Origin of the sequence: Undibacterium sp. TC9W, from assembly GCF_049339865.1 — a bacterium.
GTDB lineage: Bacteria > Pseudomonadota > Gammaproteobacteria > Burkholderiales > Burkholderiaceae_D > Undibacterium.
This window is the reverse complement of sequence record NZ_JBMPPJ010000006.1, coordinates 73,091-96,346: the sequence shown is the minus strand read 5'-3', so window position 1 is coordinate 96,346 and position 23,256 is coordinate 73,091. Positions and strand designations below refer to the sequence as shown.

Below are 23,256 nucleotides of genomic sequence, written 5' to 3'. Positions count from 1 at the left end.
CGATTGAAAACGTGCGATTACGCTTTGCTAATCGCACCTACGCGATGCATCCCAACTGCATCAATTGCCCTTATAAATCCCTGCTTCCAGCGTGTAGTCGCCGCTGCGTACATAGTAGGTGGATTTATTTTCCAGTTGTTTGGTGACGGGATTATTGTAGCGGTAATCGACCCAGCCTTTGCCCTTGGCTTTTGCGCCTTCGACGATTTCCTTGCGGAAGAGTTTGCCGTCTGCATCTGGCAAGACGATCATGTTCTTGCCGATCAGCTTGGGATTGACGGGATGGGCCAAGGTGGTGCCATCGAGACTGCGTACAACGAGATACATTTCTCCTTTGACAAATTCAGGGTTTTTGTTATTGACCTCTTTGATGAGCGCGTCAATACTGTTTTTCTTCACATAGGCCAGACCTTTTTCAACCATGTCGATGGCATCAGACGGGTTGTCGGCGTAGGCATTCGGGAAAATCATGGAACTTAACAAAGCCAGAAAAATCAGCGCGAAACGTTTCATGGTGTCTCCCTGTATGGTATTGGTCTTGGCTCAGTATAGGCAAGTCGCATGGGTGAGACAAGCTATATTGCAGAAAAGCCGCATGGACAATGCCACAAATGCGGGGAAAATTCAGACACTCTGATTTAGCATGTCTTTTAAGCACAGCCAGGGGAAGATCCCGCTGGCTTGTCATATTTTCATGCAAACTCAGGACGCTCTCACTATGCAACTACTCTACCAAACCCATTCCCCCTATGCCCGCAAGGCATTGGTATTCGCCCACGAAGCTGGTCTGGCCGGGCAGATAGAAGTCATCCACCACGAAACCAGTCCGACCAACCGTAATGAAGCCGTGTATGCGCAAAATCCTTTGGGCAAGGTGCCAGTGTTGGTGCGCCCCGGCTTGCCGCCGCTGTTTGATTCTGACGTGATTTGTGAATACCTTGATACCCTGCACACTGGCAGGCCCTTGATCCCGCGCGAGGGAGAGGCGCGCTGGCATGCCTTGCGGGTGCAGGCGGTAGCCAAGGGCATGGCAGATTCTGGCATCGCAGTGCGCTGGGAAACCTCGCGTCGCCCGGAAGCACTGCGCTACCCTCCTCTACGAGATGGTCAGACGCAAAAGCTGCTGGCTAGCTACGACTGGCTGGAACAAGGCCTGGATACGGATGTGGATGGCCAAGTCCATATCGGCCACATTGCCGTGGCAACGTCCTTGAGCTGGCTGGAATTTCGCGGCTTGCCCGGTTTCAGGGATGGTCGCCCCCGGCTGGTGGCATGGTATGAAGCATTCATCAACCGCCCTTCCATGCTGGCGACACCCCTGTCGGGTGAAACCCACGACTGAGCTGTATTTATTCAGCCTCGTCGAGCGGTACAGGTATAGACAAACCGCGCTTGACCAAACCCAGGCTGACATTGGTCGTAAAGCGCCTGACGTTGACATTCTCTTGCATGAGGCGCGACATCAGTGCATCAAAGGCTTCCATATGGGGTGCGGTGACGATGAGGACAAAATCAACTTCGCCGGTGACGTAAAAGGCTTGCTGTATATGTTCGTGCTCATTGAGCCAGGTGCGCAGTTGCGCCAGCAGTTCTGGCCGTTCGCGCTCAACTTCAAGCGAGACGATGAAGAAATTCGGGCGGCCAATTTTAAGCGGATCAACGATTGCAGCATCCCGCAGAATGACGCCCTGCTCACGCATGCGGCGCAAGCGTCTTTGTATGGCAGACGGTGACAGCGGCACCTGTTCAGCCAGGCGCTCAGCCGCCAGGCTGGAATCTTGTTGTACGAGATTGAGTAACTGGCGGTCGAATCTGTCGAGTTGCATGGTGGATATTGGTCTGCTGGAAGTGGCATGACAATCTGCTGTTGTGCAGGATTGTAGCACCCGGTGATCAGGCTTACTTCTTCGTCCTGGGCTTGGCGGGAAAGGCAAGTCCAAATACCTGGCGCGCCAGTGGGTGCGCATCTTCTGGCAACCAGCCTTCGTAATAGGCGGCAACGGCTTCGAGTATGTCGCGGCGGGCGAGTACGGCATTGATCTGCTCGATGACCTGTTCACCAAAGGGGCCTTTGGAGCAGGCAGCATAGCCGGACAGGAAAGCCGGTTGCTCTTGCAGGGGATAGAATTTCAGATCGACAAAGTCAGCGCTGTCGCGGTTGTTGAGGAAATTGGCTTCATACGGATAGCCGAGGATGAGGTTAACGCGGCCCAGGGCATTCATCTGAAACAGGCTTTTTGCTGCATTTGGGGCGCTGTTCAAAAAGATATTCTTCTTGCCCTTGTAGATTGCCAGCAAATCGTCTATCGCTGCCCCGTAACTACGGCCACTTTGCACACCGACAGTCAGCACTTCGTCTTCCAGCAGCTTGCTGAAATTAAGTTTATCACCGGCGAGCAGATAAGGCCGCAGTTGGGCAATCTGCGCACGCGGTATCATGGCACCGGGCGGTATCTGGGCGAAAAATGGCGTGGAAAACACCATGGTTTTTTCACGCTCGGCATTTTTGAACAGGCCAAGCGCGCAGGCATTGCCTTCATCCCTGAGCATGAGTTCCAGACGCTTGAGTGGCACGTTGATGAACTTGTGCTGGTAGCCCGGCAGATTGGGAACGAGATGGCGTTGCAGGGCCAGATCAACAATGCCCTCACCCTTGCCCGGTCCCTCAGGTATATACAAAGGAGGCAGCGGGAAAACATACCAGTTGATCTCGCTGGCAGCCTGACCTGCAGCCTGATTTGCAGCCGGCATCATGCCACTGGCAAGCAGGCTGGCGATCAGGGCGGTACCCTTGATCCACTTTCCTGCACGCGCTGATAGATATGGAACAAGCTGCATCCACCCTCTCCCTGATCACCGTTACACAACAACATCGTACCAGTATGTCACATTTTGTCAGTTTGCCAAAGATAGTGGAGGGGTGCTTTTGTAGGGTACGTCATGCGCACCGTTTTTGATCAACATGCTTCAAAGACGGTGCGCACCGCGCACCCTACTGCGATACCCGGGTTACGCAAAATCCCCATCTGTCGATACCGACAAGACCCGCCATTGCTGCAACTCTTGCTGGTGTTTTTCGAGGCTGGCAGCAACAACCTGTATCGCGTCTGAACCTGCGGCATAACGCAAAGGTGGTTCTGCCAAGTTGCTGATGGTCACCATAGCTGCGCCCAGTTTGACCGGGTCACCGGCTTGCTGGTGGTTGTAGCTGTCGTAGGTATTGCGACTGTTAACGCCACTGCTGGCGTAGTCGGCGATGGCTTTTTCGCCATAGCGCACCGAAGTCTGATCCAGGAAATCCGTACGGAAGAAGCCGGGTTCAACGATGGTGATGTGTATGCCAAAGCGTGCCACTTCCAGCGCCAGTGATTCAGAAAAACCTTCTATGGCAAACTTGCTGGCGCAATAGACAGATGCGCTTTCAAAACCGGCGATACCGCCTATTGATGACAGGTTAAAGATATGCCCGCGTCTTTGCTCGCGCATCACCGGCAAGGCAGCACGTGCCATGTTCATGCTGCCATACACATTGGTGTCGAATTGCTGGCGTATCTCTGCCGTGCTGATTTCTTCAAACAGACCCAGCTGACCATAGCCCGCATTATTGACCAGCACATCCAGGCTGCCAAACTGTGCGCAGGCTGCCTTGACGGCGGCTTGTGCCTGGGCTTCATCATTGACATCGAGTGTCAATGCCAGCACCTTGTCGCCATAGCTGGCGAACTGGCTTTGCAGTTTGCTGATATCGCGGCCAGTGACGACAACCCTGTCGCCGGCATCGAGTGCGGCTTTGGCGATGGCTGCGCCTATGCCACGGGTGGCACCAGTAATTAACCAGGTTTTTTGTTTCATGATCTGCCTTTCAAGGATGACCGCTCATTGCGGAATGTCGCCATGATAGGCAGACAGCGTCATAAGCTAAATGCCGGAAACTTTCTGATTCTTGCCTAATCCTATTTCTGGCTTCATTCGGCGAGCAAAGCGCCCGGGATTATTGCTATGATGAATGCCTGTTCCTCTCTGGCCCATCTATAAGCAAGACATAAGCAAGACACAAGCAAAATACAAGCAAACCATGCAAAACAAGGACGACATCAATCAGCAACTGGCCACCATAGTCGCCACCATGGCGCAGCAAGAAGGCTTTACTGCATCAGCACTCGACTATGTGCATTTCATGCGTAGCGAGCACGCCTACAGCCGCACGCCGGTGATGTATGAACCCTGCATCTGCATCATCGTGCAGGGGCGCAAGCGTGCCTATCTGGGTGAGGCCATGTACACCTATGATGCGCGGCAATACCTGGTGGTATCTGCTCCCATGCCTTTTGAAGCGGATACTGAAGCCAGTGCCGAGCAACCCATGCTGGGCATACACCTGGGCATACAGCAGACGCTGGCTGCAGAGCTTGCACTGGCGGTGCAGGAAGCACAGCAGTTGCAAGCCGATGTGGCTGCCAGCTCAGCGACTACCCCCACCTTCATGTTTGCCACCCAGGTGGATGATACCCTGGCAGCCGCCGTGCTGCGCCTGTTGCAGACACTGGCATCACCGCTGGAAGCAAAGATACTGGCGCCTGCCATCGTAAGGGAAATCTACTTCCGCATCCTCATGGGTGAACAGGGTGCAGCAATGCGGGCGGCACTGAGCCAGGGCAGTCATTTTCAAAAAATCACCCGTGCCTTGCGCAAGATACACGATGGCTTCAGTGACAAGCTTGATGTCGATAGCCTGGCGCGTGAATCGGGCATGAGCCTGCCTGCCTTTCACCTGCACTTCAAACAGGTGACGAGTACCACGCCGATCCAGTACATCAAGGCCATGCGCCTGCACAAGGCGCGCCTGCTGATGATACGTTCAGGCATGAATGCGTATACCGCATCGAATACCGTCGGTTATGAAAGCAGCTCGCAGTTCAGCCGCGAATTCAAGCGCCTGTTTGGCCGCAGCCCTCTAGAAGAAGTCAGGCAAATGCGCAGTGTCTTGCGCATGCACGAGGGGGCTGGTTTTTCTTAATCAAAATAGAAGGTAAAATAACACCGCCCCCTAGCCTGTCTACCTTCAGTAAGGAGTGTCCCCATGGCGATCACCATAGTCAGCAATACTGGCTACGAAGCGTTTCTCACCATCAACAAAGGTGACCTGGTCATCGCGCGCTGGGCACGTGTAGGTAGCAGCCACAAGCTGGAAATACCGACCCATATCATAGGCACTATCGTTGCCAAGGCCACCTTCCAGAACCGGGAATATGTGTCAGACAGGATGCAGTTGAACGACACCGCCGCGTATATCGCCCAGATAGAGCAGGACCTGGAAAACAAGTCCTATGTGTTGCGCCTGTTGGAAAGCGGCAGCAGCGAACCACCCTTCATGCAGTTGTACAAGACCTGCACACCAGCCGTCAGTTTCATCATCCAGATGCATGGCCTGTTCGAGCAGGAAGTCACACAGTCGCTCAGCTTTATGCCATTCAGATTACGAAGCGGACCAGCCTATATGCTGCAAGCCGTTATCAATGGCATCACCCTGCCGCCTGTGCAATTCAGTGACGAGAATGCGACGATTACGGTAGAGACGGTGCAAAATGATCCCGCCGCAGGTTTTTACAGGCTGGACGTGGCACAATCAAAAACTTGAAAACCTGGGGCAAGCAATGAGTACATCCAACGCCTGGTTTTATTGGGCTGCCCTGTCGGCGATGTTTGCAGCGATGACGGCCATTTTTGCCAAGATAGGCATACAGGGCGTAGATTCTGACCTTGCCACCCTGATCCGTACCGCCATCATCATCGTCGTGCTGTCGCTGTTTGTGGTGTATGCCGGTAAATGGGCCAACCCGCTGGCCTTGTCTGGCAAGACCTGGCTGTTTCTGACGCTGTCTGGCCTGGCCACGGGCGCATCCTGGGTATGTTATTTCCGCGCCTTGAAGCTGGGTGATGCATCCAAGGTCGCGCCTGTAGATAAATTCAGCCTGGTGCTGGTGGCGGTGTTTGCGTTTGCGTTCCTCGATGAACGGCCATCCTTGCGGGAATGGGCAGGTATAGGCATGGTGGCGGGCGGGGTTTTGTTGTTGGCGTTCAAGCGGTGAATTTTTAAAATTCGTACAGAAATTGTGATTATGTAGGGTGGGCCGGGCCTCGTTAGGCTAAGGGGTACCAGCCCAACACTTAGCATTTGCAAACTATACGTCATTTGAAAGCCCAGTGTTGGGCTGATGAAGCGTAGCCCAACCTACGTAATATTTTGTAGGGTTCGCCGTGCGCACCGGTTTTCTTGAACCGTGCGCTAATGGTGCGCACGGCGCACCCTACAAACCTGGACAAGCTATCAAGCAGCCCTTACTTCAAACTCGCCTTCAATTCACTGCCTGCCTGCAACATCGCTGAGCGCACTGCCGGTACTTTGGCGAGTACATTCAACAAACCAAAATCGTGGATCATGCCCTTGTAGCGCACGGTCGTGACTTTGACACCAGCGGCATCGAGTTTGCGGCCATAGGCTTCGCCTTCGTCACGCAAGACATCGAATTCTGCGGTCTGTATCAGGGTTGGCGGCAAGCCCTGTAATTGCGCATTGCTCGCGCGCAGTGGCGATGCATAAATCTCCTGGCGTTTGGCAGCGTCGGTCGTGTAATTGTCCCAGAACCATTTCATCATATTGCGGGTCAGGAAATGGCCTTCGGAAAACTGTTTGTAAGACGCATTATCAAAGTCAGCATCCGTTACCGGCCATAACAGGATTTGTGAGCGCAGTTTGGGGCCGCCCTTGTCCTTGGCCATGAGACTGACCACTGCCGCCATATTGCCGCCTACGCTATTGCCTGCAACAGCCAGGCGGCTGCCATCGACCTGGATTTCCTTGCCGTGTTCAGCAACCCACTTGGTAGCGGCATAAGCCTGCTGGATGGCGACGCCGTATCCCGCTTCTGGTGAGGGTGTGTAATTGACGAAGATGGCAACGGCGCCAGATTCTGCCACCAGGTCGCGCACCAGTCTTTCATGGGTAGGATAATCGCCGAGTACCCAGCCACCACCGTGGAAGTACATAAAGCCGGGCAAGGTTTTTTTGATACCAGCCGGACGCACGATCGTCAGTTTGATGTCGCCACCATCGACCCTGATGATTTTTTCGGAGACGTCGGCAGCGGGCAATGTCAGCTTGACGCCAGCCTGTGCACCGACCAGTACGCCACGGGCATCAGCCACAGGCAATTGTTCCAGCGGCTTGCCACCTCCCGCTTCCAGCGCCTGCAAGAAGGCCTGGGTAGTCGGCTCAACACCGGGGCTGCCTGCCGCAAAGGCATTGCTGATGGAGAGGCTGATGGCGGTTGCAGCGAGCAGGGATTTCAGGTGTGTCATGGTCATTTCCTTTTCATGTTATGGCAGTGTGATTACTGCGTGGTGACTACGTTGGGATGCTACAAACTGGTTTTCTTTCTTCTTGCCAAAATCTTTTGCTAGCCTTTTCTAGCCATTAATTTAAATAATTAACTATTAAATAGCGCACTATATATTTACCGAAAGACCGAAGGCTTAACAAACTTCCTGGCAGACAAAATCGCCCGTGCTTAAAGTGTCAGTAGCCATCTCTTCAACATCAGCCATGTCCGTAATATCCTGTAGGAACGGCTTTAGCCGCGAACATTCAGCCGTATTGATTGTTCATATTGATCAAGCATTCGCGGCGAAAGCCGCTCCTACGCCATCAACGCAAATCAGCACAAACACAACAAGCTATTAAATAGCGCACTATATATTTTACATTCCAAAAAATTTGGACAGCAATCAAACATTCTTCATCAATGCTGCCCTCAGGCTCAATATCTCTTGCTTGAGGTCACGCGCCTCATCGGCTGAACATTCTGTTGCGCACAAGACCGAGGTCGGCAAACTGGCTGCCTGCTTGCGCAAATCACTGCCTGCTTTGGTCAGTGAAATGATCACCTGGCGTTCGTCTGCGGCTGACCTGACGCGGGTGATCAGTTCCTGTGCTTCCATACGTTTGAGCAAGGGCGTCAGCGTAGCTGAATCCAGTATCAGGCGCTCGCCTATGTCATTGACGATTTGCTCATCCTGTTCCCACAAGACCATCAGCACCAGATACTGCGAATAGGTAATCCCCATTTGCTTGAGCAGTTTGCGGTACAGCTTGTTCATGGCCAGCGAAGTCGAATACAGGGCAAAACAAAGCTGGTCACCCAGTTGCGGCGTTGCTGCTTGTGCTGATGGAGCTGTTTTTGCTGCTGATTTGGCGTTTGCGGTTTTCATGCCTTGCATTTTAAATAGCGCACTATTTATTTGCAAGCTATTTTTGAAAAATATTTTTCGATGAAAACCGCAGGAATGCATGCAGACAGACCTGAGAAATTCTTCTTTCCTCTACGCTAACCCCGCTGTCTCCACGGTACTACAGGGAATTCCTGCGGCCAGCGCTGGGGGACGTGACACTCGCCTGCGCAACAAAGACTGCTTGCATGAATCATGGCTCAGGTACGCACCAGGCGCAAGTCCGGGCGTTTGTGTGGCACATGTTCGGCCACCACTGCACTGACCACCTGCAATTGCGACTTCGCCTTGTGCCCTGCGCCAGGTTTGAATCCATTACTCAGCCGCGTGAGATGGCTGGCATGCTGCTCCATTAATTTGGCGGCTGTCGTGGTGGTGCTGAGCAGGATAGCGTCCTTGCGGCTGGCATAGTCGAGATCACTGACGGCATGCCTGATCTGCCTGAGGTCTGCTTCCTGTTTTTTGCCTGCACCATCGATTCCTGCCATGAGCTTATTCGCATGCTGCAGGGCGAACAGCAACTTTTCTGCATCGGCATTGTTCTGACTGGTCAGCCTGCCAGCGCGGTCAAGGCTTTCCCATGATTCATTGAGCAGGTTCTTGATTTCATGAACGGCACAGGCAGCGCCTTGTGCAAGGCCGCGTACTTCAGATGCGACGGTGGCAAAGTACAGTTCAGCACCCTCAGCCCCCTCTGCAGTCTCAACAGCCTTGCCTTCTACCGTACTCCTGAGCGCTGCGGTATCAAGCTGGAAAACAAGTTCATCTATCACCTGGATGTTGGTGTCCAGCTTGTCCCAGGCATGCCGCAATTCTGTCATGGCGGCCATTGCCCCGCTGCCCGCCTGCGCTTTTTTAATGGCAAGTTCGCTGGCTTCGTCAGCAAGCAGCATGGCCTGGCGCGCCTGCTCTGAATTCTGGCGTATGATTGTGCTCAGGTCCCTGGCGGCCAGGCTAATCTGCGTGTGCGAGGCGGACTGTTGATCCATGCGCGAGGACAGTTGCGCATTGCTACTCTGTATTTGCACAGATGTCCTGGCAATGCTGCCAGTATGGCGATGCATGTCCTTGCCGATTTTTTCCAGCCCTCTTTGCAGTTGCTGCAGTGAGGCCAGCAAACTGGTATCGTCATGCACATCTGGTGTGATGCTGACAGCATAATCACCATCTGCTATTTGTCTGGCTATGCGCGCTGCATAAGCAGGCTCACCGCCGAGCTGGTGGTAGATCACATGGATGAGGAAATAAGCCAGTGCTGCAGCCAACAGCAGGCCCAGGACTGTGGCGGCCCACATCAGATTGCTTATCCTGACATAGTCAGCCTCGGCGCTGCCGTATTCTATATTGAGTGCATCAAGTTGCAGGGTGCGCAAGCTGTCCATGGCGCTGATGACGGGGCCATTGAGTTTGTCTGCAGCCTGGTTGATTTCCCGAAGGCTGGCCATGTCTGCGGCCTGCATGGCCTTGATCGCGGGCAGGGTCACGGCATGCTCAAAGCTGAGCCGTGCTGCACTGAGTTCGTCAGCTTTTTTCCTGGCATCCGTTGACATGGGGAGTGTCGCAACATTCAGCCATAACTGCTCTATGGTACGACGGTCGTGCTCTATGGTATCGGCAGCTGTCCTGAGTTTTGCGGCATCCGGCTCGGCCAGCGCTGCCAGTATGGCATGCCGGTTTGCCAATAACAATTTATCCATATTGGCGAGTTTATACAGGCCCAGGCTGCGTTCTTCATGGCTGCTTTTCAAGCTGTCATGCGAGGCTTTCATCGCATACAGACCTGTCAGCCCCAACAACAGCAAGAGTGTACTCATGATACCCATCACCAGCATGAGTCTGGTTTTCAACGTCGTCTTCATTGCCCTGCCCCGGTCGCGAAACTATATAAATAAAATAGCAAAATCAAGTATCAAATGTCCTGCACGCTGAACTCTTGTCATGTTTTTATTTTTTTTGACAAGATGTCCGCCGGAATTTATTTACTGCATCACACCGAAAGGTATAAGAGAATTGCCTGATGGAAAACCGTATTTAGCAATGTTTGACCGTGTGCAATATGAATTCACATTCGTGCAGAATTAGCGTCGTCAGTATCTGCATAAACTGTCCGCCACGGCTTGTTCTTTCAACAAATTGGCCAGGTGAACGACCAGGTCAAGTACAAAACATGCAAGGATATACTCAAAATTGCTGTCAAAAAGATCTCCTTATGTGTGGTATCGAACTGTTAAGACTTGCATGAAAGCGCATGCTCAGCTCTCTACTCACCCTGAAGGACAAGACAATGATTGATACTACTTCCAGTACTTATATTCCCGGCGGCTCTACAAATGGTCACAAGGGCCCGGGTCCTGAACTGATGGGTGCCAACACCCTGACCGGTGACAACGTCGTCAACCAGGCGGATGAAAATCTGGGTGACATCAAAGAAATCATGCTGGACATGCGCACTGGCCGTGTTGCCTACGCGGTCGTGGCTTTTGGTGGCATTCTGACCATAGGTGAAAAACTGTTTGCGGTACCATGGTCAGCACTGACACTGGACACTACCAACAAACGCTTTGTCCTGAACATAGAAAAGAGCCGTTTTGAAAATGCACCAGGCTTTGACTCTGATCACTGGCCAGATATGGCAAACCAGGCCTGGGCAGATTCCATACACAGCTACTACGGCATGACTGTCTGACTGCATGACGAAGCGCTGCAGGCGCAGATCGCAGGGGTCAGGATGACGACCCTGGTCTATGAACAGCAGCATTTCGTTTTTGTGGATGATGAATAGTATAAACCGGCACTGCAAGCGAAAGCTTGACAGTGCCATCTGCGTTAATGAATTACAAATTCTCATTGCAAGACTCATGGATCGTTTCCCACGAGGTCTCTCCTTGCTTATCTCTTCCCTATAGTTCAAACCGGCGCTTAAAATTTATTTTCTTTGTGCGCTATCGAACTGATCACATCCATTGCCACGCACATACTGAAGGCTCCAATGCTTTTGAAGGAAAAGATAATGATTGATATTAATTCCAACATTTACGATACAGGCCAGGGCAACAATGCGCATAAGGGGCCTGGCCCTGGTTTGATGGGCGCACGTACTCTGACAGGTGACAATGTCGTCAACCACGCTGATGAAAATCTGGGTGAAGTCAAAGAAATCATGCTTGATACGCATACCGGAAAGATAGCTTATGTGGTAGTCGCTCACGGAGGCTTGCTGGGCATAGGCGAGAAACTGTTTGCCATACCCTGGTCTGCGCTGACGCTGGACACAGTCCATAAACGCTTCATCTTGAATATAGAGAAAAGCCATTTTGACAATGCGCCGGGCTTTGATCCCGACCAATGGCCAGACATGGCAGACGAAATTTGGGTCGATTCAGTGCACGCCCATTACAGCACGAAAACATGAAGTGATGATGAGCTAATGAGCTAACAAACAAGAGAACAGGAGAACACCATGGATTACACAGAAATGCAATTTGCCTTCAAGGTATATGAAAAAGCCCTCAACAAGCGCAGCCGTCATCTGATACGCACGCCGGAATCGGTACGCGAAGCAGAAGAAGCAAAATACACGCTGCAAATGGCAGTCAATGACGTGCTGGCAGAGACGCGTGAAGTTGCCAGCATGATCAGGAGCAGCAGGTATTAAATAATTTGTTGAAATAACTTGCTGTCTTTAAAAGAAATAACAGTCTTTTTGTAAAGACTGTTATTTTTTTACATTGATTCTTCGTATTGTTTTATAGGCTTATTTTATAAGCCTATTTTTTTGCTGCCTTGAGCAAAGCCTCACAACCGCTAGGCTGATCCGGTCCGGCGCTTACCAGCGGCAGCAGTGCGGCAAATGGCGTCAGCAAGGCCAGTCCTATGGCACCACCGGCACGCAAGGCCATCACGCCCTTATCGACCGACACTTGTGGATGCAAAAATGAGCCGCGTACATATAATGGGGCACGCAGGGAGAATACACGCAAGCCTTTGCTATTGGGTTTGATGGTCAGGTTCAGGTCTTCTTTCTGCAAATTGACACTGCCGCTGATATCAATCAAGGCTTCGTCCGTATCGATGAGGAAGCTGCGCGCATTCATTTGCCCATCGGTCACGGCAAAATCAGCGAGCATGCAATTCAGTTTGACCTGCTTGTCACCGGACAAACGGGTCAGGATGATATTGCCTATATTCAAACCCATTTCTTCCAGCAAGAGTTTGCTGACCGAGCCATGGTCTATCATGCTGCTGAGTTCACCATTTGAAGAGCCGAGCAAAACCGCTACAGAATTGCCGGTGGCAGTCAGATTGCCGTCAGCATTGATCTCGCCTACAGTCAGCTTCGATGCGGCCAGCGTGGGGATGAATTTTTGTAGCTGTATGTGTCTGGCAGTCAGCCGCATTTTTGCCCGTATGGCATGCGACTTGGTCTCCTCACTGTCCTCTTCATTTACTTTGTTTTTGGCACCGCCACTTCCATCAAGGGTAATAAATGCCTGCAATTGCCCCCCTGCCAGTTCAAAACTCAGTGGCTGCATGGTGATGACACCATCCTTTAGTATCAACCTGGTTTGCAGTTTGTGTATCGGCAGCTCTTTTTGGCGTATCAGTTTATTGGCGCTCAGATTCACATCTGCATCGATACTGCGCCAGCGTTCGGTACGAAAATTTTCTACCGGCAAGAGCTTGTCACTGGGTTGTACCGCAGCCGCGCCGCGCTTGGCCTTGCTGGCATTGGAGTCGGCACCGACCAGCGGTGCGAGGTCGGCAGATTGCAGTACTTGGGAACTCATATTGCCTTGCAACAGGGGGCGCTGTTTATCGGCTTTCCTGGTCTGGTAGTCGAGGCTGCCAGCCAGGTCACTGGTGCCTACCTTGCCTGTGAATTTTTCATATTTCCATTGACTATCGATTTTACCCAGGGTCGCGCTGAGATGACCCGCCGTGCTGTATGCCGGCGTTTCAGGCAAAACCAAGCCTGTTAACGGATACAGGCGCGCCATGCTGTTACCGGTGATCTGCAATTGCATATCGACTGCGGCCAGCTCGCTGGGTTTGGTGACACTGCCTTCAACACTGACCCTGGTCTGGCCCATTTGCACTTGCGCCATGATGGGGAAAGGCTGGGTCTGGTGCTGCAGACTCAGGATAGCACCGGCCTTGCCGCTGCCAGTGACGGCTTCACCATATAGTTTACCCTGTAGCTTCCAGCTGATACCGTAATTGGCTTCAGTGGCCAGGCTTTCTATATCGACATTGATATCGGCATGGCGGATGGCATCGACATAATGCAGCTTGCCCTTGGCAAGTACCACCCTGCGCAATTCCAGCCGCCATGGAGACGCGCTGGTACTTTTTTTGAAGGTCCAGTTATTGCTACCGTCAGCAAAGCGCTGCAATGACAGGCTGCTGTCCTGAAAACGCAGCAAGGGTACCTCAAGACGTTTGTCGAGCAGGGCCAGCGGGTTCAGCGAAAACGACACCTCATTGATCTGCGCCATGTCTTCTGAAGGTGTCACGGCTACGGTTTTTAAGGTATTTTTTTCTGTGCCTTTTGCCGTGGCCTTTGTTGCCGTATCAGAAGCATCCGGGCTATCCGGCGGCTGACCTATATGGATATCTTGCGCCTGAAGATGTGGCCAGGGTATTTTGCCGCGCCATCCTGTCGCAGTCTCTGGCCCGCTGAGTTGTTTTTCCCAGCTGAGTGCCAGGTTGCCACGTATGCTGAAAGGCCGACCCATTGCTTCACTGGCGCGCTCATTGAGCCAGGGCTTGGCGCGGTTCCAGTCCATATTGAGCAGGATCACCACGGCAACGGCAAACACGACGATGATGCCAGACAGTAGCCAGAGGCTGATACGCAATATTTTATTGTTGGGTTTCATAAATGATCTTTTTTTTTGCCAGCCTCCAGACTACTGCAAATTGGTATCGCTCTATGTACGCCAGCGTACTGAAATCATCGTGTCACAGGCTTATAAAGTAGGCAAGGCGAAAGAATTTGCTGATATTCGCTGTCTTTCACATCCTTAATAAACTTAATTCAAGGGTAATTCAAACTTAATTTAACCGGAAAAACATCATGCATGAAATCAATAGCAATCTACGCAATGGCATGGACACCGCAGCCATCCGCGCAGCAGCCAGGAATCTTGATAACGGTGCAGTGACTGATGGCTACCAGGGCAATCGCGAAGAAGTCATCGCCATGCTCAATGGTGCACTGGCTACCGAACTGGTCTGTGTGCTGCGCTACAAGCGCCATTACTACACGGTGTCTGGCATACACAATGGTCCCGTCAAGGCAGAGTTCCTGGAGCATGCGGCAGAAGAACAGGCACATGCAGATTTGCTGGCAGAACGCATCGTCCAGTTGAATGGCAAACCCGACTTCAACCCGGCTTCACTGACTGAGCGCAGCCATGCCGAATATGACGATGCCGAAGACCTGGCATCAATGATCAAAGCCAACCTCATCGCCGAACGGGTCGCCATAGAATCCTATCGCCAGATGCTGGCAAAAATCGGTGACAGCGATCCGACTACAAGGCAGATGCTGGTCGGCATCATGGCGAAAGAAGAAGAACATGCAGATGACATGAGAGATCTGCTGGAGTAAACAGCAACAGAAATATGGCAGCACCCTGGCAACAAAGTGAACAAACCGTCTCAGAAATTGCAGTCCATGCAGTCCAACTTAAGACACTAAACCCTTAATTCCCTCTTAGATAAAGGAAACTATCATGCTCGAATCTGACTTCAAATCTGTCAACAAAGACATCAAAGTATTGCTCAAAGACGCACAAGGCCTGTTTACTGCAGCGGCTGCACTGACCGGCGAAAAAGCCGATGAAATGCGTGCACGCGGCATGAAGATGATCGATACCGCCATGCAGATGACACAAGATGCACAGCAATCAGTGATTGCCGCTGGCAAGCAGGTGGCTAAAACTACCGATAACTATGTCAAGGAACATCCATGGGGCACGCTGGGCACCGCCGCCACTGTAGGCCTGCTGGTAGGCTTGCTGTGCAGCCGCAAATCATGAAATCCTGAACGGGCGAGCTCTGGAGAGATTCCAGAGCTTTTAATCCTGTATTCAAAAGCAGCCAGGTATCACGGCTGCTTTTTTCTTGTCTGCGCTGCCAGCGTAATCTGCTCTACACAAAATACCCGCAATTGCTGCAAGACCTGGACTACCGCCTGGTTACTGGCGAGTACACCGCCATAAGCATCTTCACTTGTCGTGGCAATGCTGATACTGAATTCACGCCAGGCAATGACCTGTTGACTCTGGCGATCTGACAAATGGGCGCGCAGCTTGAACTGGACGTGGCTGGGTTTGTTGCTGAAGTCTTGTTGCAGGCTCAGCAGCTCCAGGTCCAGACGGTAAGTTGTCAGCGTCGCATTCGGGGCCTGCAGAACAGCCTTGAACATGCCGGTCGATTCCAGCGCTGTTGCCACCAGGGGCATGAGCATTGCAGCGGGCGGCTTTTGCCACTGGCTTTGCTGGAACTCTTCTACCTGATACGGCTGGCGCGTGTAGAGCATGCGGCTGGTGTCAAAGCCAGCTGCCGCACGGATATTGCCAACTAGGACACTGGCCGTGACACTGGCGGGTGCGACTGAACTGCCGGGTGCACTTGCCTCAAGCCGATAGAATGCCACAGGTGGCACATTGGCAGGCTGCAGGGCCGAACAGGCAGTCAGGGCGAGCGCCAGGACAGGTACAAGGCTGCTTGCGGATAAGTGTTTCATGGTGTCGCTCCCTTGGTTTAATCTAGTTTTATTTAGTTTCATTTAGTTTCGCCAGGCCCTGCCGGTGGTGCCTGCCGCCCTCTGATCAGGCTGCTGGGATTATGTTCTGTCTGCTCTATGAGACGGGTCATGGAGGCAGACAGTGTAGCCAGCTCCGCCATCAATCTTTGCAGGTCTGGCAGGGTATCGCTGCTCAACTGGCGTACACCGCCACCGAGTTCATCTGCGGCTTTTCTGGTGCTGTCACTGGCCTGGCCAGCCTTGTCGGCCATGCTGGCGACGGCATCGGCACTCTTGCCTACGCGCTGGAACAGGCCATCGATCTTGGCACTGGCCTGGGCGGTGTTGGCAGTAGTGACAGCAGCATTGCTGATGGCGATGCGCATGGCATTTTTTTGCGAAGCCAGGGCATCCATGACGGCTGAGGTGTCATGCAGGATTTTGCCAAAGGCGGCACGGTTTTCATCATTCAGGACAGCATTGACATTGGCAGCAGTACGGTCAAGATTGGCCAGTACTGCACTCAGGACATTTTCCAGCCTGGCACTCAGGGATGGTTTGGTTGGTATCTGCGGGTAAGTCTGGCCTTCCCTGGCCTGCAACAGCGGCGCTGTGGGTGAGCCGCCGCTTAATTCTACATAGGCAATACCTGTCAGGCCCTGGGTTTTGAGCACAGCCAGGGTATCGGTCTTGATAGGAGTACCAGCGATGATGGAAAAAACCAGTTGCACCTGTTGTGGATTGCCGGGGTCAAGATTGATATTACGCACCTTGCCGACATTTACGCCCTGGTATTTGACTGGCGCATCCAGGTTCAGGCCGGCCACCGATTCGCTGACGATGGATTGATACAAAACGGTTTGCTCACGCTTGCCCAGACCGACCGACAGCCACAGCACGGCAGCGATCAGCAACGCGCCCAGGGCCAGGACGAAGGCACCGACGGCGGTATAATTTACTTTGGTTTCCATGGGTTTTCCTGTGTTTGCTGATGCTTATTTTCTTGTTGATTCAGTTGCTTATTTTCATGTTGAATTCTTTGCTGATTTCCTTCATTCCTGACATCGTCTTTATGGGCAGCTTGCGGTTCAGTTTGCGGTTCAGTTTGTATTTCCGCTTGCTGCTGTGCCGCCCGGCCGCGTGCGCCATCAAAATAGTCGCGTATGACGGGGTGCTGCAGTTGCGATAATTCTTGCATGCTGCCTACCGCCAGTACCTTACCCTCCCCCAGTACGGCGACTCTGTGTGTGACTTGCCATAGCAAATCCAGGTCGTGGGTAATCATGACGATGGTGGGTTGGTACAGTTCATGCAAATGACGCAGCAAGCTATCAAGCCCACCGGCACTGGCCGGGTCCAGCCCGGCGGTAGGTTCATCGAGGAACAAGAGTTCAGGGTCCAGCGCCAGCGCCCTGGCCAATGCCGCCCGCTTCAGCATGCCGCCGCTTAATTCAGCCGGATAAAGGCCGGCAGCTTCCGGCTTCAGACCACTGAGTGCCAGCTTCAGGGCAGCGATATCGTCGATGCTTTTGTCGTCGAGCTCACTATGTTCACGCAAGGGCAACCCAATGTTTTCTGCAACGGTGAGGGTGCCGAACAAACCACCTTTTTGAAACATCACGCCGCAGCGCTGCCGTAAAGAGCTGGCCTGTTCATCGGTAACACCGGCAAGATCTAGGCCCAGCACTTTGACCGTGCCTGAATCAGGTTTATGCAGCAAAATCATTTCACGCAGCAAAGTTGATTTACCTGATCCGCTACCGCCAACGATAGCGAAAATCTCGCCACGGCGTATCTGCAGGTCCAGGCCCTGATGCACGATCTTGTCGCCAAAGCGTGTGCATACTTGCTGCATGTCTATGGCGTATTCATACTCTTGCGCCGGGTTGGTGGGCTGGTCTGCGCTCATTAAAGTCCCAGCAAATTAAAGATGACCGAGAACACCGCATCCAGTACGATGACAATAAAAATCGCCTGCACCACACTACGGGTAGTCTGGCGGCCTACGCTATCGGCATTGCCCTTGGTACGGAACCCCTGGTAACAGCCGATGATGACAATGACCATCGCAAACACCAGTGATTTACCCAAGCCTATGAGCAGGGTCTTGAGCGGGATTTCGGTGGCAAAGCGGTCGATAAATTCATGCATGCCCACATCAAGCTGGCTGGCAGCCATCAGCATGCCACCGATGATGCCGATAAGATCAGCAAACAGGGTCAGCAAAGGCAGGGCCAGCATCAGGGCCATCAACTTGGGCAGTACCAACAATTCCATGGGTTTGATGCCCAGGGTTTGCATAGCATCGATTTCTTCTGTCACGACCATGGTGCCTATTTGTGCCGCATAGGCAGAACCTGAACGCCCGGCGATGATAATGGCAGTGATCAACGGGGCAAATTCACGCAGCATGGCGTAACCCAGTAATTCAACGACAAAGATATTGGCACCATAATGCTTGAGCTGGTCAGCCCCCTGGTAGGCAATGACGATGCCGAGCAAAAATGAGGTCACACCAACGATGGGGAGTGCCTCAAAACCTGCCAGCTGGATATTGTGCAGGATGGCGCGGCCGCGCCAGCGCCTCGGGTGCAACAGCACGCCCAGCAGGCTGACAGCAGTTTCTCCAATGAAGCCGAGCAAGGCCAGATTGTCCTTGAATACATCTACCGTGGCCCTGCCGATTTTCTCCAGCGTGCCCGGAGCTTTAACAACGGGGCTGGTATCCTGCGGCAGTGATCCCAGCCCATCCAGCATTTGCTGGTATTGCGCTGGCCAGCCTTGCATGCTGATCTGCACACCGCTGTCACGCAATTTTTTCAGGCGCGCTTGCAAGACCCAGGCAGTAATGCTGTCTATCTTTTGTATTTGTTCGCCGTGCAGCTCGACGTTATCTGGATGCCGCATGAGCAGGCCATCAAGCTGGCGCATGACATTGCCGAGCTGGCAGACTGTCCAGGTACCAGAAAATTGCAACACCCCTGGCACGGTTTGCAGGATGCGGGCAGGATCATTGGCAGCCTCGCGGCTGATGACTTTGTTTGCCACCTCAGTGACAGGCTGTATGGGACTGGTAGGAGTAGCAGGCATGATGGATTTTTTTATTTGCACATATCCAACAGCTTGCCGTTTTGCAGAGACTTAATCTGTGCGCTGGCGTACTCAGAAACTAAGCAGTAACTAAGTAGTAACTAAGTAGTAACTAAGTAGTAACTGAGTAGTAGCTGAGCAGACGATGAACAAACAAGCACTTACCCAAAACCACTCCAGCGACCCGCTACAGTATTTGTATGAAATTTGCATTTTCATGCGCCGACCTTGTGGGCCACCGTTTGTGCTGGAGTGGTCTTGGGTAAGTGCTCTTTTTTCACCCCGTTTATTCACTGCGCTTCTTGATCAGACTTTGTCAACAGGCTCATCAGTAAGATTTGACTGACATTATCATTGCCATTTTCCTCGCCTGCGTCCGTGCGCTGGCGAACAGACGCTCATGTGGCCGTGCATCACGATGCAGGTGTGCTTCAGGCAAAAAATAATGAGCAACTTGTTGAGCGGCAGGACAATCAAAATAGCTTCGATACAATTTGTTTATCTGTCTGGATGCAGCATTCTTAAACCCTGTGCATGAGCTTCAGGCTGGTGCACTATTAAAGGAAAAAATCATGCTTTATACTATCGCTGTTATTTTACTGATCATGTGGCTGCTTGGCATGGTGTCGGCTTACACCATCGGTGGCTTTATTCATATTCTGCTGGTCATCGCTATCGTCATGATACTGGTTCGCGTGATACGCGGCGAACGACTCTGAAGCCTTTGTTTTCCACACTCGGGTCGCTGCTGAAACGTGGCATCTCCCTGCCACTGTTGTTGCCGGAGATCGTACGTATTCTGCGACGAACCCTGAGTGAATGGCTACACCACCGCGCCGCCAGCAAGGGCGCGGCACTGGCTTTCTACACCCTGTTTTCGATGGCACCTATCTTGGTATTGGTGCTCGCCATTGCCGGTTTTTTCTATGGCCAGCAAGCAGCGCAGGGACAATTATTCCATCAGTTGCAGAGCCTGGTCGGGCATGCCAGTGCCGAGGCCATACAGGCCATGCTTGCCGGCGCACGCAATGAAGCCGAAGGGCGGCTGGCAACCCTGATCGCCAGTGGGTTGCTGCTGGTCGGTGCTACCAGTGTCTTTGCCGAGCTCAAGGAAAGCCTGGATGACATCTGGCAAGTGCCACGTAAAACCGACAGCAGCATCTGGAATTTACTGCGTACCCGTTTGCTCTCATTTGGCCTGGTGCTGGTACTGGCATTTCTGATGCTGGTGTCACTGGTCATCAATGCTGTACTGGCTGCGCTTGAGCATTACTGGAGCGGTAGCCAGATTGCTATTTCCCTGGTGTTCTTGCCCCTGTCTGCGATGACCAGCTTTGCCGCCATCGCCAGCCTGTTTGCGGTCATCTTCAAGATGCTGCCACAAGTGCGGCTGTCGTGGAATGATGTCTGGGTGGGTGCACTAGGCACAGCGGGCCTGTTCCATGCTGGTAAATATGCGATAGGCCTGTATATAGGTAATAGCGGTGTTGCCAACAGCTTTGGTGCAGCCGGATCAATGATCGCGATTCTGTTGTGGGTATATTATTCAGCCCAGATTTTCCTGTTAGGTGCAGAATTCACCCGCCAGTATGCTTATTCGCTGGGCAGTTTGCAGGATCAAAAGCAAACTGCCGCGGTGTAATAGCATTCTCTAACTACCATGCTGTAAGCCTGGCATCTGACTTATTTTGCAGTTACTCTCCAGATGATATTACCAACATCATCTGCTACCAGCACTGCACCCGCAGTATCCACCGCGACACCTACAGGACGGCCCTTGGCTTTGCCATCGGCAGTCAGGAAACCTGTCAGCACATCCTGCGGCATGCCGGTCGGTTTGCCATTGGCAAATGGCACGAAGATGACTTTATAGCCACTATGCGGCTGGCGGTTCCAGGAGCCATGCTGGCCAATGAAGGCACCGCCTGCATAGCGCTCTGGCAGCATTTTTGCGCTATAGAATGTCAAACCCAGCGATGCCGTATGTGCCCCCAGGGCATAGTCAGGGGCGATAGCTTTGGCAACCAGATCTGGCCTTGGCGGCTTCACGCGCACATCCACATGCTGGCCAAAGTAACTGTAGGGCCAGCCGTAAAACGCACCATCGGTAACTGAAGTCATATAGTCGGGCACGAGGTCATTGCCGAGTTCATCCCTTTCATTGACCGCGGCCCACAAGGCCCCGCTCTGCGGCTGCCAGGCCAGGCCATTGGCATTGCGCAAACCGCTGGCAAATACACGCATGCGGCCAGTGGCGATATCAATCTCATGAATGGCAGCACGGTCTGTTTCTTTATCAATGCCATTTTCACCGACATTGCTGTTCGAGCCAACCGAGACATACAGGCGCAAGCCGTCGGGGCTGGCAACCAGATCCTTGGTCCAGTGGTGATTGATTTTCCCGGCGGGAAGATCGACCAGCTTGACGCCGGGTGCCGTAATCTGAGTTTGATCGCGCTGGTAGGGATAACGCATGATGGCATCAGTATTGGCGACATACAGGTAGTCACCCACCAGCGCCATGCCAAACGGTGAATGCAGTCCTTCTAAAAATACGGTGCGAGTCGTTGCCTTGCCTTGGCTATCGATACCCCGCAAGAGAGTAATTCGGTCGGCACTTTTTACATTCGCCCCGGCAGATCCCTTGACCAGTGACTCCACCCAATTCTTGATACGTTTGATACCGTCCACCGCATCATGCACTGCTGGCGCATTGCTTTCAGCCACCAACACATCGCCATTTGGCAAGACATGCAGCATGCGCGGGTGATCCAGCCCATATGCGTAAGCAGAAACAGCGAGACCATCTGCAGCGACAGGCTTCTCCCCTTCTGCCCATCCTATGGCTTTGGCGATGTTCACGGTTGGCAGAAGTTTTTTCTTCTCTGGATCGGGCAAAGTGGGCTGGCTGCCAAAACCTGGCGCGTCTGCTGCAAGCACAGTTGCCAACGCACAGGTTTGCATGCTTAGAAAAACGCAAGTACGGAGGAGGTGCGGGTGACGACGGTGGTGCTTCATGGAATGCTCCTGAACAGAAAAAGGTGGTTCGGCTATGTCCAACGGTGCTTAACTATGAGCATCAGGGAAACACTGATCTGCCTTGCATGTCTGTTCGCCATCTCACATTGATAGCATGAACAAAAGCTCCTATTCTGTAATCACAAGGCAAAGCGAGCCAGCCATAGCTGGATCAGGGAAATTTTGTTCATCTCTCATTAAAGTATAAAAGGAATAACAAATTACCTTTTAGTTATGAAATTACATTGCAGTTGACCAGAATCAAAGCAAAATCCCGCCACTATTTGGCTTCCGACATGTTTGCTTACAAATGTACATAAAGTGTCACTCAATTAATATTGTTAAATAATGTAAACTTGATAGTATTGCTGCTGGTAAATAGATTTTCAGATGGCGAGCTAGCCAGAAGCTAGGGTTTGACCATTTTTTTGCAAATGAACACAGCATTTCTACACGTAGTAACAGACCCGGACCTGGCCAGAGACTTGAGCCGGATTGCGGATGATTTTGACATACTCGGTTTTTTCCATCACTTTGGCAGCTCCTGTTTTGGCATGTCAGCCATGCTGGCACAGATACTGACAGCTAAAGGTTATCAGGCCAAAGTACAGGGCTGTTATGGCGAGATCAGGCAGGGTAATGGGGTTTTCTACATAGGCTATCAGGGCTTTACCCATCAGGGACAAAAAGAAGGCCATGCAGTTTGCCTCGTAGAAGACAAATACCTCATCGATTTTGGCCTCGGCTCGCTCAGGAAACATTACGCAGCCAACTTCGAGCCCGCACTGGTCAGCCCACTCCACAATAATGCAGGCGGAGCCGGGGTGATTGCCCACCTGCCACTGGACGATGGCAGTGATATGGTCTGGCGCACCGACTGGATTTCACCCATGGTAGAAGTAGAGCTGCAGTCGCAGACAGCGGCCATACAAAGGGTTCTGGCGGTATTTCATGACTTTCAAAGAAACCGCGTTGCCCATCTGGTCAAAAAGCTGTTTATCGATAAAGATGCTTCTCCGGCAGACCATGAATTGCTGGTCATGCGTCATCCCCATGGAGAAGTCATCAACACACTGACACCACAACAACGTGTCGCCTGAGCTGCTGTC

At 52.4% G+C, this 23,256-nt stretch carries 25 protein-coding genes; 12 read left to right on the top strand and 13 right to left on the bottom strand.

Annotated elements, in window-relative coordinates; genetic code table 11:
* Positions 1 to 60: 60 nt before the first annotated feature.
* Entirely contained in the window at positions 61 to 513 is a 453-nt protein-coding gene (locus ACO0LN_RS10100) for a cache domain-containing protein (RefSeq protein WP_422973309.1), read from the bottom strand.
* A 205-nt stretch (positions 514 to 718) separates the two neighbouring features.
* Here ACO0LN_RS10100 and ACO0LN_RS10095 point away from each other — a divergent pair, with 205 nt between their 5' ends.
* Entirely contained in the window at positions 719 to 1,342 is a 624-nt protein-coding gene (locus ACO0LN_RS10095) for a glutathione S-transferase family protein (RefSeq protein WP_422973307.1), read from the top strand.
* A gap of 7 nt (positions 1,343 to 1,349) precedes the next feature.
* On the opposite strand, the gene ACO0LN_RS10090 is transcribed toward ACO0LN_RS10095, so the two are convergent.
* From ACO0LN_RS10090 to ACO0LN_RS10080, 3 genes are all read right to left on the bottom strand, one after another.
* Positions 1,350 to 1,826 (bottom strand): Lrp/AsnC family transcriptional regulator, encoded by a 477-nt coding sequence (locus tag ACO0LN_RS10090; protein ID WP_422973305.1) that lies wholly within the window; start codon positions 1,824 to 1,826, stop codon positions 1,350 to 1,352.
* Between the two features lie 73 nt (positions 1,827 to 1,899).
* A complete protein-coding gene (locus ACO0LN_RS10085; protein WP_422973303.1) occupies positions 1,900 to 2,838 on the bottom strand; it encodes a TIGR02285 family protein in 939 nt (312 codons plus the stop codon).
* Positions 2,839 to 3,009: 171 nt separating this feature from the next.
* Entirely contained in the window at positions 3,010 to 3,852 is an 843-nt protein-coding gene (locus ACO0LN_RS10080) for an oxidoreductase (RefSeq protein WP_422973301.1), read from the bottom strand.
* 154 nt (positions 3,853 to 4,006) lie between these two features.
* Between ACO0LN_RS10080 and ACO0LN_RS10075 the strand changes: the two genes are divergently transcribed.
* The 3 genes from ACO0LN_RS10075 to ACO0LN_RS10065 all read left to right on the top strand — a co-directional run bounded on the left by ACO0LN_RS10075 (position 4,007) and on the right by ACO0LN_RS10065 (position 6,089).
* Complete coding sequence (locus ACO0LN_RS10075) at positions 4,007 to 5,017, top strand: AraC family transcriptional regulator (RefSeq protein WP_422973299.1); 1,011 nt, start codon at positions 4,007 to 4,009, stop codon at positions 5,015 to 5,017.
* A gap of 63 nt (positions 5,018 to 5,080) precedes the next feature.
* Positions 5,081 to 5,638, top strand: a complete 558-nt coding sequence (locus ACO0LN_RS10070) for a hypothetical protein (RefSeq protein ID WP_422973297.1) — start codon at positions 5,081 to 5,083, stop codon at positions 5,636 to 5,638.
* 16 nt (positions 5,639 to 5,654) lie between these two features.
* Positions 5,655 to 6,089: an EamA family transporter gene (locus ACO0LN_RS10065; RefSeq protein WP_422973296.1), complete on the top strand. Its 435-nt coding sequence runs from the start codon at positions 5,655 to 5,657 to the stop codon at positions 6,087 to 6,089.
* A 250-nt stretch (positions 6,090 to 6,339) separates the two neighbouring features.
* Here ACO0LN_RS10065 and ACO0LN_RS10060 read toward each other — a convergent pair whose 3' ends face one another.
* From ACO0LN_RS10060 to ACO0LN_RS10050, 3 genes are all read right to left on the bottom strand, one after another.
* Positions 6,340 to 7,359, bottom strand: coding sequence for an alpha/beta hydrolase (locus ACO0LN_RS10060; RefSeq protein WP_422973294.1), 1,020 nt, complete (start codon positions 7,357 to 7,359; stop codon positions 6,340 to 6,342).
* A 426-nt stretch (positions 7,360 to 7,785) separates the two neighbouring features.
* Complete coding sequence (locus ACO0LN_RS10055) at positions 7,786 to 8,268, bottom strand: MarR family winged helix-turn-helix transcriptional regulator (protein WP_422973292.1); 483 nt, start codon at positions 8,266 to 8,268, stop codon at positions 7,786 to 7,788.
* A 218-nt stretch (positions 8,269 to 8,486) separates the two neighbouring features.
* Complete coding sequence (locus ACO0LN_RS10050) at positions 8,487 to 10,133, bottom strand: Tar ligand binding domain-containing protein (protein ID WP_422973290.1); 1,647 nt, start codon at positions 10,131 to 10,133, stop codon at positions 8,487 to 8,489.
* A gap of 437 nt (positions 10,134 to 10,570) precedes the next feature.
* On the opposite strand from ACO0LN_RS10050, the gene ACO0LN_RS10045 reads away from it, so the two are divergent.
* From ACO0LN_RS10045 to ACO0LN_RS10035, 3 genes are all read left to right on the top strand, one after another.
* The gene (locus tag ACO0LN_RS10045; protein ID WP_422973288.1) at positions 10,571 to 10,972 is read left to right on the top strand and encodes a PRC-barrel domain-containing protein; all 402 of its coding nucleotides are present in this window, start codon (positions 10,571 to 10,573) and stop codon (positions 10,970 to 10,972) included.
* A 324-nt stretch (positions 10,973 to 11,296) separates the two neighbouring features.
* Positions 11,297 to 11,698 carry a PRC-barrel domain-containing protein gene (locus ACO0LN_RS10040; RefSeq protein ID WP_422973286.1) on the top strand — a complete coding sequence of 134 codons (402 nt, stop codon included), beginning with the start codon at positions 11,297 to 11,299 and terminating at the stop codon, positions 11,696 to 11,698.
* Positions 11,699 to 11,746: 48 nt separating this feature from the next.
* Positions 11,747 to 11,941, top strand: a complete 195-nt coding sequence (locus ACO0LN_RS10035; RefSeq protein WP_422952967.1) for a hypothetical protein — start codon at positions 11,747 to 11,749, stop codon at positions 11,939 to 11,941.
* A gap of 112 nt (positions 11,942 to 12,053) precedes the next feature.
* On the opposite strand, the gene ACO0LN_RS10030 is transcribed toward ACO0LN_RS10035, so the two are convergent.
* Positions 12,054 to 14,165: an AsmA family protein gene (locus tag ACO0LN_RS10030; protein WP_422973284.1), complete on the bottom strand. Its 2,112-nt coding sequence runs from the start codon at positions 14,163 to 14,165 to the stop codon at positions 12,054 to 12,056.
* 197 nt (positions 14,166 to 14,362) lie between these two features.
* Between ACO0LN_RS10030 and ACO0LN_RS10025 the strand changes: the two genes are divergently transcribed.
* Together ACO0LN_RS10025 and ACO0LN_RS10020 are read left to right on the top strand one after the other, a co-directional pair.
* Positions 14,363 to 14,899, top strand: a complete 537-nt coding sequence (locus tag ACO0LN_RS10025; protein WP_422973282.1) for a ferritin-like domain-containing protein — start codon at positions 14,363 to 14,365, stop codon at positions 14,897 to 14,899.
* A gap of 124 nt (positions 14,900 to 15,023) precedes the next feature.
* On the top strand, positions 15,024 to 15,329 hold the full coding sequence (locus ACO0LN_RS10020) for a DUF883 family protein (RefSeq protein WP_422973280.1): 306 nt from the start codon (positions 15,024 to 15,026) through the stop codon (positions 15,327 to 15,329).
* Between the two features lie 68 nt (positions 15,330 to 15,397).
* On the opposite strand, the gene ACO0LN_RS10015 is transcribed toward ACO0LN_RS10020, so the two are convergent.
* From ACO0LN_RS10015 to ACO0LN_RS10000, 4 genes are read right to left on the bottom strand one after another with little or no spacing between them, the layout of a single operon-like run.
* Positions 15,398 to 16,039 (bottom strand): ABC-type transport auxiliary lipoprotein family protein, encoded by a 642-nt coding sequence (locus tag ACO0LN_RS10015; protein ID WP_422973278.1) that lies wholly within the window; start codon positions 16,037 to 16,039, stop codon positions 15,398 to 15,400.
* A 38-nt stretch (positions 16,040 to 16,077) separates the two neighbouring features.
* Positions 16,078 to 17,010, bottom strand: coding sequence for an MlaD family protein (locus tag ACO0LN_RS10010; RefSeq protein WP_422973276.1), 933 nt, complete (start codon positions 17,008 to 17,010; stop codon positions 16,078 to 16,080).
* Complete coding sequence (locus ACO0LN_RS10005; protein ID WP_422973274.1) at positions 16,995 to 17,948, bottom strand: ABC transporter ATP-binding protein; 954 nt, start codon at positions 17,946 to 17,948, stop codon at positions 16,995 to 16,997. Before ACO0LN_RS10005 ends, ACO0LN_RS10010 begins: the two co-directional genes overlap by 16 nt.
* Entirely contained in the window at positions 17,948 to 19,129 is a 1,182-nt protein-coding gene (locus ACO0LN_RS10000; protein WP_422973272.1) for an MlaE family ABC transporter permease, read from the bottom strand. Before ACO0LN_RS10000 ends, ACO0LN_RS10005 begins: the two co-directional genes overlap by 1 nt.
* Positions 19,130 to 19,701: 572 nt before the next feature.
* Here ACO0LN_RS10000 and ACO0LN_RS09995 point away from each other — a divergent pair.
* Together ACO0LN_RS09995 and ACO0LN_RS09990 are read left to right on the top strand one after the other, a co-directional pair.
* Positions 19,702 to 19,848 carry a lmo0937 family membrane protein gene (locus ACO0LN_RS09995; protein WP_162043001.1) on the top strand — a complete coding sequence of 49 codons (147 nt, stop codon included), beginning with the start codon at positions 19,702 to 19,704 and terminating at the stop codon, positions 19,846 to 19,848.
* A gap of 77 nt (positions 19,849 to 19,925) precedes the next feature.
* Positions 19,926 to 20,771 carry a YihY/virulence factor BrkB family protein gene (locus tag ACO0LN_RS09990; protein WP_422973811.1) on the top strand — a complete coding sequence of 282 codons (846 nt, stop codon included), beginning with the start codon at positions 19,926 to 19,928 and terminating at the stop codon, positions 20,769 to 20,771.
* Between the two features lie 41 nt (positions 20,772 to 20,812).
* Here ACO0LN_RS09990 and ACO0LN_RS09985 read toward each other — a convergent pair whose 3' ends face one another.
* Positions 20,813 to 22,093 carry a PQQ-dependent sugar dehydrogenase gene (locus ACO0LN_RS09985; RefSeq protein ID WP_422973809.1) on the bottom strand — a complete coding sequence of 427 codons (1,281 nt, stop codon included), beginning with the start codon at positions 22,091 to 22,093 and terminating at the stop codon, positions 20,813 to 20,815.
* A gap of 488 nt (positions 22,094 to 22,581) precedes the next feature.
* Between ACO0LN_RS09985 and ACO0LN_RS09980 the strand changes: the two genes are divergently transcribed.
* Positions 22,582 to 23,247 (top strand): hypothetical protein, encoded by a 666-nt coding sequence (locus ACO0LN_RS09980; RefSeq protein WP_422973270.1) that lies wholly within the window; start codon positions 22,582 to 22,584, stop codon positions 23,245 to 23,247.
* Positions 23,248 to 23,256: the final 9 nt, after the last annotated feature.

Excerpts from the sequence above, each read along its gene's own strand:
- ACO0LN_RS10100 (WP_422973309.1), bottom strand. The coding sequence starts at position 513 with ATGAAACGTTTCGCGCTGATTTTTCTGGCTTTGTTAAGTTCCATGATT.
- ACO0LN_RS10095 (WP_422973307.1), top strand. The coding sequence starts at position 719 with ATGCAACTACTCTACCAAACCCATTCCCCCTATGCCCGCAAGGCATTG.
- ACO0LN_RS10090 (WP_422973305.1), bottom strand. The coding sequence starts at position 1,826 with ATGCAACTCGACAGATTCGACCGCCAGTTACTCAATCTCGTACAACAA.
- ACO0LN_RS10085 (WP_422973303.1), bottom strand. The coding sequence starts at position 2,838 with ATGCAGCTTGTTCCATATCTATCAGCGCGTGCAGGAAAGTGGATCAAG.
- ACO0LN_RS10080 (WP_422973301.1), bottom strand. The coding sequence starts at position 3,852 with ATGAAACAAAAAACCTGGTTAATTACTGGTGCCACCCGTGGCATAGGC.
- ACO0LN_RS10075 (WP_422973299.1), top strand. The coding sequence starts at position 4,007 with ATGCCTGTTCCTCTCTGGCCCATCTATAAGCAAGACATAAGCAAGACA.
- ACO0LN_RS10070 (WP_422973297.1), top strand. The coding sequence starts at position 5,081 with ATGGCGATCACCATAGTCAGCAATACTGGCTACGAAGCGTTTCTCACC.
- ACO0LN_RS10065 (WP_422973296.1), top strand. The coding sequence starts at position 5,655 with ATGAGTACATCCAACGCCTGGTTTTATTGGGCTGCCCTGTCGGCGATG.
- ACO0LN_RS10060 (WP_422973294.1), bottom strand. The coding sequence starts at position 7,359 with ATGACACACCTGAAATCCCTGCTCGCTGCAACCGCCATCAGCCTCTCC.
- ACO0LN_RS10055 (WP_422973292.1), bottom strand. The coding sequence starts at position 8,268 with ATGAAAACCGCAAACGCCAAATCAGCAGCAAAAACAGCTCCATCAGCA.
- ACO0LN_RS10045 (WP_422973288.1), top strand. The coding sequence starts at position 10,571 with ATGATTGATACTACTTCCAGTACTTATATTCCCGGCGGCTCTACAAAT.
- ACO0LN_RS10040 (WP_422973286.1), top strand. The coding sequence starts at position 11,297 with ATGATTGATATTAATTCCAACATTTACGATACAGGCCAGGGCAACAAT.
- ACO0LN_RS10035 (WP_422952967.1), top strand. The coding sequence starts at position 11,747 with ATGGATTACACAGAAATGCAATTTGCCTTCAAGGTATATGAAAAAGCC.
- ACO0LN_RS10030 (WP_422973284.1), bottom strand. The coding sequence starts at position 14,165 with ATGAAACCCAACAATAAAATATTGCGTATCAGCCTCTGGCTACTGTCT.
- ACO0LN_RS10025 (WP_422973282.1), top strand. The coding sequence starts at position 14,363 with ATGCATGAAATCAATAGCAATCTACGCAATGGCATGGACACCGCAGCC.
- ACO0LN_RS10020 (WP_422973280.1), top strand. The coding sequence starts at position 15,024 with ATGCTCGAATCTGACTTCAAATCTGTCAACAAAGACATCAAAGTATTG.
- ACO0LN_RS10015 (WP_422973278.1), bottom strand. The coding sequence starts at position 16,039 with ATGAAACACTTATCCGCAAGCAGCCTTGTACCTGTCCTGGCGCTCGCC.
- ACO0LN_RS10010 (WP_422973276.1), bottom strand. The coding sequence starts at position 17,010 with ATGGAAACCAAAGTAAATTATACCGCCGTCGGTGCCTTCGTCCTGGCC.
- ACO0LN_RS10005 (WP_422973274.1), bottom strand. The coding sequence starts at position 17,948 with ATGAGCGCAGACCAGCCCACCAACCCGGCGCAAGAGTATGAATACGCC.
- ACO0LN_RS10000 (WP_422973272.1), bottom strand. The coding sequence starts at position 19,129 with ATGCCTGCTACTCCTACCAGTCCCATACAGCCTGTCACTGAGGTGGCA.
- ACO0LN_RS09995 (WP_162043001.1), top strand. The coding sequence starts at position 19,702 with ATGCTTTATACTATCGCTGTTATTTTACTGATCATGTGGCTGCTTGGC.
- ACO0LN_RS09985 (WP_422973809.1), bottom strand. The coding sequence starts at position 22,093 with ATGCAAACCTGTGCGTTGGCAACTGTGCTTGCAGCAGACGCGCCAGGT.
- ACO0LN_RS09980 (WP_422973270.1), top strand. The coding sequence starts at position 22,582 with ATGAACACAGCATTTCTACACGTAGTAACAGACCCGGACCTGGCCAGA.